Origin of the sequence: Thalassospira sp. NFXS8, assembly GCF_040148805.1 — a bacterium.
In the GTDB taxonomy this organism is placed as follows: Bacteria; Pseudomonadota; Alphaproteobacteria; order Rhodospirillales; family Thalassospiraceae; genus Thalassospira.
Genome location: NZ_JAGEMF010000001.1, coordinates 21,398 through 32,870, shown reverse-complemented (window position 1 = coordinate 32,870; position 11,473 = coordinate 21,398). Strand labels below are relative to the sequence as shown.

Here is an 11,473-nt window from a genome sequence, read left to right as displayed (position 1 = left end):
TCCCTTTTGTCCCTGTACCCGAAATTGTAATCCGGTATGTTATACGCAGTGCCGCTGGAAATGTTTCAATATCACTTTGCAGTTCAATGCGAATTCGCGATGGCTACCATTAAAAAATGGCAACCACATGACCGTAAATTCAACGCTATTGTGCGTAACCTGTTACCAGAACACCGTCACTAATGCTGATATTTAACACAGCAATGTGTTACAGGCTAATGATCGAAAATATATAGTCATTCCAGTTATCGCAGTCAGGCGTTTTCGTGCAACGACTGTTACTGTATCGGGCCAGAAGGTTTCTTTTATGCCACATTCACAAACTACCCCGATTGTTGTACGTACCGCGCAAAAAGCTGATATTGACGGGTTATGCGCCATCGAAGAGGCCGTTTTCACAACCGACCGCATGAAACGCGCGACATTTTCGCGATTTTTACGCCAACCCACCGCTCGGGTTCTGGTTGCGGATGCCGGGGAGGATGGCGTTGTCGGTTATGGCATGTTGCTCTTACGCTCAGGCAGTGGCACGGCACGTATTTATTCGCTGGCCATTTCCGAAAACTGGCGTGGCAAGGGTTTGGGAACACAGCTTCTGGCCGGGCTGGAAAGTGTCGCAATCGAGGCTGGTTGCGACAAGATGCGCCTGGAAGTGCGCGACGACAACCATTCCGCCCGTGCCATTTATGAACGACATGGCTATATCGACGTCGCCCTTTTGCCCGATTATTATGAAGACGGTGAAAACGGCAAACGCATGGAACGCCATTTATTTGATGCGACGTCGCAACTTTCGCCCGCCGTTTCAACTGGTGCACCGCTTATTCTGGTCGACCATTTGCGCGACCTGCCGTTTAACGTGGCCGGTGCGCGGGTAATGAAGGTGCGCGATTACCTTGCCCTTGATCATGGCATTCGCAATCGCCGGGTGATTAACCTGTGCCATTCCTATGAATATTTATCGCGCGGGTATTATTGCAGCCTTTTGGCCGCAGCACGCAGCGAACGCGTGATCCCCGAAGCCGACGTATTACTGGATTTAAACTGGAAGCGACTGCAAAAAACTGCCCGCGCCCAAATTGGCCCCATGATTGCCGATGCGCTTAACAAACCCGGTGCCGAACGACCCGACCATATAGATGTTTATTTTGGCCGAACCACCGATAAACGCTTTCGCGACCTTGCCCAGCGCGCGTTTGACCAGTTTCGCTGCCCGATTTTGCGACTGCATTTAAATGCAGGTGATAAAAAGCTGTTGCGCGAAATAGAGGCCCCATCGCTTCATCATCTTGATGCCAGCGAAATGCCCGCATTCGAAATCGCCCTGAAAGCCTATTTGCGTGGCCGGGTGCGCAAGCCGTCTCATGGCCGGGCACCCACTGCGCTTGTCGCCATTCTGTACGATCCCGACGAAATCCTGCCACCATCCGATAGCGATGCGCTGGCAAACTTTGTACAGGCTGCGGCCGACCTTGGCGCGCGGGCAGAACTGATAACGGCAAAGGATTTTCATCATTTATCTGAATTCGATGCCTTGTTGATCCGCGAGACCACAGCACTGGACCACCACACCTACCGGTTTGCCAAACGGGCACGCAAGGAAGGCATCCCCGTAATTGACGATCCCGACTCAATCCTGCGCTGTACCAACAAGGTGTATCTGGCTGAATTGTTAAGGACCCATCATATCCCCGCCCCGCGCAGTGCGATTTTTGATAAACGCCGGATCGACGAAATTGGCAGCCAGTTTAACTTTCCCAGTGTCCTGAAAGTTCCGGACGGGTGTTTTTCACGTGGTGTTCGCAAAGTGACCTCGCGCGAGAATTTGCATCAGATCGCCGGAGAAATGTTCAAAAATTCCGAATTGCTGGTGATACAGGAATATGTCGAAACCACGTTTGACTGGCGGATTGGGGTTTTGGGCGGCGAACCGCTTTATGCCAGCCGCTATTTCATGGCACCCGGTCATTGGCAGATCGTAAAACATGAAGATGACGGCAAAAACTACGAAGAAGGCGGATTTGAAACCGTTCCGGTCGAGGAAGCCCCGGCCGATATTGTATCAACCGCCCTTTCTGCCGCCCGATTGATGGGCAACGGCCTTTATGGTGTAGACATCAAGGAAACGCCCTATGGCCCCATGATTATCGAAGTAAACGATAATCCCAGCATTGATGGCGGGGTAGAAGATGCGGTGATTGGCATGGATTTATATCGCCGGATCATTGCCCACCTGCTAGGCCAGATTGCCCAGCCCTGGACATTATAGACCAATCCACAAACACCTGCTTTAAGGTCCCTGCCACAAATAGCTATCACCAGATAGTGGCAGGGGTTTTATTTGGGCATGTTGATAAAAACAGCAGCCTGCAATTTGGACCTGCCATAACGCGCCATCAAATCAAATTCATGACGCAGGATCGGCACCGAAACACAATCGCTGCCATTATAGGGTTCGTCATCCTCGCCAATGTCGGGGTCGGTGACATAAACAAACCGGTCATCAAAACCAGACACCACAACCCAATGCGGAATTTTATCACCGTAAATGCGATACTGACTGATCAGAACCAGCGCCATTTGCCCATTGCTGCTATGGCGTTCAATTTCGTCAATGCCAAACGCGCCTGCCGTAACCGGGATACCCGCCTTTGCAGCCTGATCCGTAAAATCATGATGCACCAGTTCAACCACCTTACGGTTTTCAGACTTGCGCACCGTATCAACAAATAATGGTCCTTCACGCGATACCAGCACCTGCGCACCAAAACCGCGCCGATACGCCGCCAATGCCAGCCCCAACGGCCCGCAACCGCCATGCCCCGATGTCATGAAAATGGTGGTGGCTTCACGCCAGATCGCAATTTCGCTACGACGGTCCATTTCAATGGCCGGGTTCAACGCATTCATCGCCATCATTAACGATGCCGGGCCACAGGTGAACGGCAAGGTTTGATGGTAAAAATGCAAGGGAGACGGACGGTGCATTAATTGCGGAACCAGCACCTTTTCCATCCGCAAGGCAGGGCTATGATCGGGGAAATAATCAGGATACAGGGCAAATTCCTGATAGCCGTTTTTACGATACAATGAAATTGCTGCATCATTCTGCGGATGAACTTCAAGGCGCAGCATCGGCGCACCAAAATCCAGTGTGGCCTCTTCGGCGTGCCTCAGTAACATCTGCCCGATGCCCGCACGCTGAAAGGCCGGGGCCACCGCCATGCTGTATAAACGCGCCAATGCCGTATTGCGGCGATAAATCACCACAACATAGGCAATCACGACATCGGAACAAACCGCCACCCAAAAACCGGCTGTCGCACTGGCGATGAAATGCCGCATCGTCCGACGCGACATTCGATCCTGATCAAAACAGATATTTTCGATACGCACCAGATCGGCAAGGTCAACATCCGTTGCAGGGCGCAAAACGGTATCAGACATACACTTTAAACCCACAATCATCAGGGGTTTCGCACAAAAACAATGGCGATATTCCGGTTGCGAAACACGGCATATTGCCTCTGAAGCCCTACAATTGAACAGTGCAATTTACGCAATACGGCACGGCGTTAGCGCCGCCGGGTCCAGTTTGGATAGCGCATCATATTGCGATAAAAAAACCTGCCCGGCCAATTCATCAACAAAACCGCTAGGTGCCAAACGATCCATCACCGGGCCTTTGACTTCGGATAGATGAAACATCACCCCGGCATCGCGCAAGCGCGCATTTATTTCACGCAAGCTTTCAAGGCCGCTGGCATCAATTTCATTAATCGCCGAACACATCAACACCACATGTTTCAATACGGTATTTTCCGCAATCAGCGCGTAAATCCGATCTTCAAGAAACCGGCAATTGGCAAAATACAGGCTTTCATCGGGGCGCACGGTCAAAACCGATGTTCCCGTGGCCACATCATGGCGCAAAATATTGCGGAAATGCTCTGTCCCGGGTACCTGGCCTACCACGGCAATATGCGGGCGGCTGGTGCGATGCAAATACAGCATCAGCGACACCACAACCCCACCCATAATGCCAGGTTCGATCCCCAGAAACAACGTCAGTACAACGGTCACCATCATCGCGCCAAAATCGGCCCGCGAATAACGCCAGATGTGAATAATCGTTTTAAGGTCAACCAGTGTTAACACCGCCACAATAATAGTAGCCGCCAATGTGGCCTGGGGCAGATAATACAAAACCGGGGTTAAAAACACTGTCGCCCCGGTAATACCAACCGCGGTCATTAAACCGGCAGCAGGTGTTTGTGCCCCGGCATCAAAATTAACCATCGAACGGGCAAAGCCGCCGGTAACCGGCAAGCCCCCGGCAAACCCGGCACCCAGATTGGCCATTCCCAGCGCGATCAGTTCCTGGCCAGGGCGAATGCGCTGCCGCCGTTTTGCCGCCAACGTCTGGGCCACCGATATGGTTTCAACAAAACCGATCACGCTGATCAAAAGGGCGGGCAACGCCAGTTGACGCCACAAATCGGGGTTAAAAGACGGCGCGGAAAATGCCGGGAAACCTTGGGGAATGGTACCAACAATTTTAACACCCTCCGCCGCCAGATCGAAATACCAGCTCGCCAGCGTGGTAATAATAACGGCCAACACCGGCCCGGCCCGAACCACAAAAGTCGCCCAAACACCGGCTATGCCCAACCGGCACAAAACACGCCGCAGACCGCTTCGCACCCAGAACAAAAAACCAAGGCAGCCAAACCCCAAAAACGCGGTCAGGACATTCACCTTATCCGCGTGCGACACCAATCCCGCAAGAATCTCAGGCAAATTGCCGTCGGTTTTGGGCAAACCAACCAAATGACGTACCTGCCCCACCGCAATCAAAATGCCAGATGCACTGACAAAGCCGGAAATAACCGGATGGCTTAAAAAATTGGCGATAAACCCCAATCGGAACAGGCCCATTGCCAGCAACATAACCGCCGAAATGATTGCAAGGGTCATCGCGGCTAAAACCGGGCTTACCCCGGCAGGCAAATGAACGGCGCCAATAATCGAAGCCGTCATCAGGGAAATAAGGGCAACCGGACCAACAGCCAATGTCGCCGACGTGCCAAAAATGGCATAGGCGACCAGCGGCAAAATACTGGCGTATAGTCCAACCTCGGGCGGCAATCCTGCAAGCATGGCATAGGCCAGACTTTGCGGAACCAGCATGATGGAAACAATAACCGCCGCGATAAAATCATTGGCGGCGGTCTGCCGGTTATAATGCCGACCCCAATCCAGAATGGGGAAAAAACGGGAAAGCGGGCGCAAATTTCATTCCTTTATCAGGGTGTTTACCTGCCGGTCTCCGTTCTCGCCATTTTCGCTGTTGCCCATATTGCATCGCCACACTTTGCCAGAATGATTGCGATCAAAACAGGGTGCCCGCAGACACCCTGTTTCCGTTCGGGCCCGACCGCATCCAGCCTGCCCCAAAGTGGTGACATTGCGTGTCTGCCCGGCCCGAAATAATAGCTATATTCTAGCGGCGTGCATCGATCCGCGGGGCCAGACCTGCCATGTCATAACCGGCATTGGCAGCAGCGGTGACAATTTCTGGCGTGGTCATTTTATCGGCACTGGCAAGCGACCACAAAATGGTACAGCGCGTACCGGTACGGCAATACGCGAAAACAGGTTTGGCAGCATTGGCAAGCGCAGTAGCAAAGGCATCTGCGTCACTGTCCTGAACATTGCCGCTAACAACAGGTAAAAATACGGTTTCAAGACCACACTGTGTTGCCTTGGCGCTTATTTCGTCAAAGGATGGCTGACCGGGATCTTCCTGATCGGGGCGATTGCACATGATCGTTTTAAAACCCGCCTCGGCAATGGCAGGGATTGCTTCAAGCGGTACTTGCGGCGATACGGTCAGATCATCACTCAGACGTTTCATAATATGGCATCCGTTTTTGTTAAATGACTGCCGCAAAATATCCTTACAGAACATCCAGCGGCTTTTGTTAAATGACTGCCGCAAAATATCCTTACAGAACATCCAGCGGCACCTTGATATAACGGATGCCATTATCTTCGGCTGGTGGCAACTCCCCGGCGCGCATATTTACCTGAACAGATGGCAAAATTAACCGGGGCATGCCCAATGTTGCGTCGCGATCAGTGCGCATGCGCACAAATTCTTCCTCGGTGACATCCTCGTTTAAATGAATATTGTTGGCTCGTTCGGCCGCAACGGTTGTTTCCCAGCAATATTCATCGCGCCCCGATGCCTTGTAATCGTGGCACATGAACATGCGGGTTTCGCCCGGCAAGGCCAGCAACCGCCGGGCCGAACGATATAACATATGCGCATCCCCACCCGGAAAATCACAACGTGCAGAGCCATAATCAGGCATGAACAATGTATCGCCAACAAACACGGCATCCCCAATCAGATAGGACATGCAGGCGGGTGTATGCCCCGGTGTGTGAATTGCACGGCCCTGCAAGGAACCAATATCAAACTGGTCGCCATCATTGAACAACCTGTCAAACTGGCGACCATCACGGGCAAATTCGGTTCCGGCATTAAATATTTTGCCGAACGTATCCTGTACGACAGTAATTTGCGCACCAATCGCCATGCTGCCGCCCAGTTTTTCCTTCAAATACGGTGCCGCCGATAAATGATCGGCATGAACGTGGGTTTCCAAAATCCAGTGCACTGTCAGATTATGATCCCGGACATAGGTTATCATCGCATCAGCCGAAGCATGGCTGGTCCGTCCAGCCGCCGGGTCATAATCAAGCACACTGTCAACAATTGCGCAGGCCAGCGACGACGGGTCACGCACCACATAACTGACCGTAAATGTGGCCTGATCAAAAAAAGCCGTAACAACCGGATTTGGCGACGTAGTTCCACCTACCGTCTGCGCCGGATCGATTGTCATTTTACGGCTCCTGTCGGTTTTGCGCCCCCGCCGGTTTTGCAGGTCCGGATGCCAAACATCCAGTATGCAGGGCAAAACCGGAAAATCGCCGTTATGGCCAAAACCGCACCAACCAGCAGCGACAGCCATGCATAGCCACCCATCGCGGCCATAACGCCGGTTTCACCAGCCAATACAAACGGCAACACCAGCAACACAATTCCGGCAACAAGGCGCACGGTTCGATCCAGACTTCCAAGATTAGTCATTAGAGCCTCCATTCATTGAGTTGGTTATTTTTTATATTATTAAATTATGTTTTACAAATGTTATTTGCTCAATTTTTCGTGTGGAATATGTAATGGCTCCAGTTTTCAAATCGGGCCCCTCCCCTGACCAATGTTTTTATCCCGGTTGCGGGAACATCTACCCCATGCTAGCCGTATTACGGTTTCGCATCTGGAGATTGGTCTATGTCTGGTTCTACACCTGCCGGTTCGTTTGTGGATTGGCCCGAATGGCACAAAGCCAACCCGCAGCAGGGTTTTTCACAATGGCTAAAAGCAACTGTCGCCGATGACTGGCACGCCGTTACCCACCACCCCTTTACCGACGATTGGGGTCAGGGCAAGGTGCCCACCGAGAATTTGCGCCGTTATCTGGTACAGGACCATCGGTTTTTAGACCGTTTTGCCGCCTTGCTTGCCGGAGCGGTATCGCGCGCGCCGACACTGGCCGACCGCATTCCGGGCTGTCAGTTCCTGGCCCTGATTACCGGCAAGGAAAACACCTATTTTGAACGGTGTTTCACCGCCCTTGGCGTGCGGAACAACCAACGTTTGGGCACACCTGACTGGGACGCCACCAAGGGCTTCAAAGACCTGATGGCAGAAGCCCTGGAAAGTGCCAGCTATGCCAATATGGTTGCGGTTCTTGCGGTTGCAGAAGGTACTTATCTGGGGTGGGCTGATCGGGTGGCAAAAACGGTTCCGACCAATCCGCCGCTGGATTTCTGGTTCTCAGAATGGATTGACCTGCATACCGGTGCATATTTTGAAAGCGTGGTTGCCTATTTAAACGGTCAACTTGACGCAATCGGCCCCGATTTGAGCGATGCCGAACGTGCCGCCTGCCAGGCCCGTTTTGCCAGGGCGACCAAGCTGGAAATCGACTTTTTTGATACCGCCCAGGCAGGCGAATAATACCAAGCCATTAACACGGCAATTAAACAAAGGGCGGGTTGCATATCAACACCCGCCCTTATCGTTTCAACAGTTATCGATCCCTGCTCAGCTTTCCGACAGCTCCCGCTGGGCAGCACCGACAACCCGGTCGATATAATGGTTGCTCATGCCAATATAATTGGCCGGGTCGCGAACATGGTCCCAATCAACCGGGGCGTTGCTCAGCGCGGGCAGTTCATCAAACATATTGCTGTGATTGTGCCGGGACCGCGCAATGGCCTGTTTGACAATCCGGTCCGCATCATCCCGCGCCATATGGCTGGCAAGGGCAAAGGTGGCCCCTTCCGCCAACACGGCACCATGTGAAATTTCCATATTTTCGCGCATTTTTTCAGCATTGATTTGCAAGGATGGCACCATTTCAGCCGCCAGTGCCAATGCCTTGCCGCTTGCCATAACAATTTCAGGCAGACTTAGCCATTCCAGCAACCACGCCGTGCCGCTACGCTCATGCGCGTGTATTTGCGAATGATAAAGATGCGACATCTGCGTCGCACTAAACCGCGCCAGCGTTACCAGCATTTCAGCCGATATCGGGTTCGATTTATGCGGCATCGTCGATGACCCGCCACCATCTGCCAGTGTAATCTCGGCAATTTCGGACTGGGCCAACAAAACCAGGTCCTGCCCCATTTTACCTAACGCCCCGGTTAACATCGTTAACTTTGACGCCAGCTCTATCACAACATCGCGCTGGCTGTGCCACGGCATTTCAGTTGTGTCCAGGCCCAGTTCGTCGGCCAGATACCGCTCAACACTGGCCGCATCATCACCTAATGATGCCAATGTTCCCGATGCCCCACCAAACGACAGCCGCAAAAATTGCCGGACCGCGATCACCAGTTGATGATCCAGCCGCACCAATGGCAACAGCCAACCTGCAGCTTTAAGGCCGAACGTGGTCGGCACGGCCTGCTGGCTGCGTGTGCGCCCGGCCATTATCGTTTGGCGATGGTCTTCCGCCAACCTCATCAGGGATTTAATGACCTTGCGCAAACGACGCCGTACGACAGCAACAACATCCCGCATTCGCAAAACCAAAGCTGTATCCACGACATCCTGGCTGGTGGCCCCAAAATGCACATAACGGGCATCATCGCCGCCAATTTCGGCTTTTAATGCCTTGACCAGTGCAGGCACCGGCACACCGGTACTGGCCGTTAAAGCGGCCAGCGATGCCGGATCAGGCGCGAAATCGCGGCAGATATCACCAATGCGTTTTGCCGCATCTGCCGGGATAACTCCGGCGCGGGCCTGCGCGCTGGCAAGGGCAGCTTCAAACAACACCATCGAAGCAATAACGGCGTCATCGGTGAAATAGGCAGCAATTTCGCCATCGGCAAAAAGCGGGCCCAGCAGGGCAGAATCAAATGGTGACAGGGTCATTTTGTTCCCCGTGATAAAATACAAACGCCATCATATCGGTAAAACCAACATGATGGCGCTGTTAATTCACAGTTAATTCGCAGTTAATTCGCGGTCAATTCAAGGGGAACATCAGCGTGCAATTGCATCAACGCACCGCACATGCCATCAAAGCGGACTATACCGCTTCAAGTGCAACGGCAATGCCCTGCCCCACACCGATACACATGGTCGCCAGCGCATATTTACCACCCACCCGTTTTAACTGGCGGGCTGCCGTGCCGGTTATGCGGGCACCAGACATGCCCAGCGGATGCCCCAACGCAATCGCCCCGCCATTGGGATTCACCCGTGCATCATCATCGGCAATGCCCAAATCGCGCAAGGTTGCCAGGCCTTGCGATGCAAAGGCTTCGTTCAGTTCAATAACATCAAACTGGCCAACATTCATGCCATAACGCGCCATCAGCTTTTTGCTGGCCGGTGCCGGACCAAAGCCCATAATGCGCGGCGGCACACCGGCGGTGGCTCCACCAACAATGCGGGCTATCGGGGTTAGGCCATATTTTTTAATCGCAGCTTCGGAGGCGACAATAAGGGCTGCCGCCCCGTCATTAACGCCCGATGCATTGCCCGCCGTCACCGACCCGCCTTCGCGAAACGGGGTGGGCAACTTTGCCAGTTTTTCGGCTGTTGTGCCGGGGCGCGGATGCTCATCCTTGTCCACGACAACCGCATCACCTTTACGTTGCGGAATGCTCACAGCAACGATTTCCTCGGCCAGAATACCATTTTCCTGCGCGGCAACTGCCTTGTCTTGGGAACGGGCAGCAAAAGCATCCTGATCGATGCGCGAAATCCCAAAGTCCTCGGCCACGTTTTCGCCGGTTTCGGGCATCGACTCAACCCCGTATTGCTTTTTCATCACCGGGTTAACAAAGCGCCAGCCAATGGTGGTGTCATAAATTTCGGCGTTGCGCGAAAAGGCCGACCCGGCCTTTGGCATCACAAACGGCGCACGTGACATGCTTTCCACCCCGCCCGCTATCAGGATATCGGCCTCGCCCGCCTTGATCGCGCGGGCCGCCATAATAATGGCATCCATGCCCGACCCGCATAAACGGTTTACTGTGGTGCCTGTCACATTTTCGGGCAGGCCTGCCAACAAAACCGCCATCCGGGCGACGTTGCGGCTATCTTCACCAGCCTGATTGGCACAGCCAAATATCACGTCGTCAATCGCAGCAAAATCAACATCGGGATTACGTTCGCACAAGGCGCGCAAGGGAATGGCGGCCAGGTCATCGGTCCGCACCGATGACAGCGCCCCGCCAAACCGGCCAATCGGGGTGCGGATATAATCGCAAATATAGGCGTCGGTCATTCTTTATTGCCCCTCGTGTGCGGCGTTGGTGCATGTATGCAGGTCGCACAAAACTTGTAATTCATGGTCAGATGGCACCGGCGTTTGGGCAATTTCATCAACAAATTCCACCTGCCAGCCGGTTGTAGCGATCATATCGCCACGGCTGATACCCGGGTGGATTGATGTCACGATAAAATCCTTGTCCGTCGAATGCGGTTCCATAATGCACAAATTCGTACTCAGGCGCGATGGCCCTTTGGTTGTTACACCATAACTTGCACGATCATCCCCACCCTTGCCATAGCCAAGCGAGGTGACAAAATCGATTTTTTCAACAAAGCCGCGTTTGCCTTGTTTTAAAACCCCCAAAAAACTCGCCGTAACCAGTCACCGGAACATTCCGGTGACTGGTAAAGTATTCACCGCCGTTTCGCGCAGTTCTCCATCACCAATCGATAACGGCAAAACGCCGGATTTTGTGCCAATGGTGCCGCTTTCAAAAATCAGCGTAATGTCGGTATATGGCTAGGACGTGCGCGGTTACATGCCGCGGGGCAGACCGAGGCTGAAAAAACAACCTTCATTGCTGACAATCATGTTAAGGG

The 11,473-nt window shown here is 53.2% G+C and carries 11 protein-coding genes; 3 read left to right on the top strand and 8 right to left on the bottom strand.

What is annotated here, in order from left to right:
* Positions 1 to 307 precede the first annotated feature (307 nt).
* Entirely contained in the window at positions 308 to 2,269 is a 1,962-nt protein-coding gene (locus J4E05_RS00160) for a GNAT family N-acetyltransferase (protein ID WP_085592401.1), read from the top strand.
* Between the two features lie 68 nt (positions 2,270 to 2,337).
* Here J4E05_RS00160 and J4E05_RS00155 read toward each other — a convergent pair whose 3' ends face one another.
* The 5 genes from J4E05_RS00155 to J4E05_RS00135 all read right to left on the bottom strand — a co-directional run bounded on the left by J4E05_RS00155 (position 2,338) and on the right by J4E05_RS00135 (position 7,162).
* Positions 2,338 to 3,447 (bottom strand): GNAT family N-acetyltransferase/peptidase C39 family protein, encoded by a 1,110-nt coding sequence (locus tag J4E05_RS00155; protein ID WP_349591555.1) that lies wholly within the window; start codon positions 3,445 to 3,447, stop codon positions 2,338 to 2,340.
* Between the two features lie 108 nt (positions 3,448 to 3,555).
* Complete coding sequence (locus J4E05_RS00150; protein ID WP_349591553.1) at positions 3,556 to 5,292, bottom strand: SulP family inorganic anion transporter; 1,737 nt, start codon at positions 5,290 to 5,292, stop codon at positions 3,556 to 3,558.
* 211 nt (positions 5,293 to 5,503) lie between these two features.
* On the bottom strand, positions 5,504 to 5,917 hold the full coding sequence (locus J4E05_RS00145) for a protein tyrosine phosphatase family protein (protein ID WP_349591551.1): 414 nt from the start codon (positions 5,915 to 5,917) through the stop codon (positions 5,504 to 5,506).
* 91 nt (positions 5,918 to 6,008) lie between these two features.
* Entirely contained in the window at positions 6,009 to 6,914 is a 906-nt protein-coding gene (locus J4E05_RS00140; RefSeq protein WP_349591550.1) for an MBL fold metallo-hydrolase, read from the bottom strand.
* Positions 6,911 to 7,162, bottom strand: coding sequence for a YgaP family membrane protein (locus tag J4E05_RS00135; protein WP_085592413.1), 252 nt, complete (start codon positions 7,160 to 7,162; stop codon positions 6,911 to 6,913). Before J4E05_RS00135 ends, J4E05_RS00140 begins: the two co-directional genes overlap by 4 nt.
* A 204-nt stretch (positions 7,163 to 7,366) precedes the next feature.
* Here J4E05_RS00135 and J4E05_RS00130 point away from each other — a divergent pair, with 204 nt between their 5' ends.
* Complete coding sequence (locus J4E05_RS00130; RefSeq protein ID WP_085592415.1) at positions 7,367 to 8,095, top strand: TenA family protein; 729 nt, start codon at positions 7,367 to 7,369, stop codon at positions 8,093 to 8,095.
* Between the two features lie 87 nt (positions 8,096 to 8,182).
* Here the strand turns inward: J4E05_RS00130 and J4E05_RS00125 are convergent, their stop codons facing one another.
* The 3 genes from J4E05_RS00125 to J4E05_RS00115 form a co-directional block, all read right to left on the bottom strand.
* A complete protein-coding gene (locus J4E05_RS00125) occupies positions 8,183 to 9,523 on the bottom strand; it encodes a 3-carboxy-cis,cis-muconate cycloisomerase (RefSeq protein WP_349591548.1) in 1,341 nt (446 codons plus the stop codon).
* A 157-nt stretch (positions 9,524 to 9,680) separates the two neighbouring features.
* The gene (gene pcaF, locus J4E05_RS00120) at positions 9,681 to 10,886 is read right to left on the bottom strand and encodes a 3-oxoadipyl-CoA thiolase (protein WP_349591546.1); all 1,206 of its coding nucleotides are present in this window, start codon (positions 10,884 to 10,886) and stop codon (positions 9,681 to 9,683) included.
* 3 nt (positions 10,887 to 10,889) lie between these two features.
* On the bottom strand, positions 10,890 to 11,237 hold the full coding sequence (locus tag J4E05_RS00115) for a hypothetical protein (RefSeq protein ID WP_349591544.1): 348 nt from the start codon (positions 11,235 to 11,237) through the stop codon (positions 10,890 to 10,892).
* Positions 11,238 to 11,271: 34 nt separating this feature from the next.
* Here J4E05_RS00115 and J4E05_RS00110 point away from each other — a divergent pair, with 34 nt between their 5' ends.
* Entirely contained in the window at positions 11,272 to 11,397 is a 126-nt protein-coding gene (locus J4E05_RS00110; RefSeq protein WP_349591542.1) for a hypothetical protein, read from the top strand.
* The last annotated feature ends 76 nt before the right edge of the window (positions 11,398 to 11,473 follow it).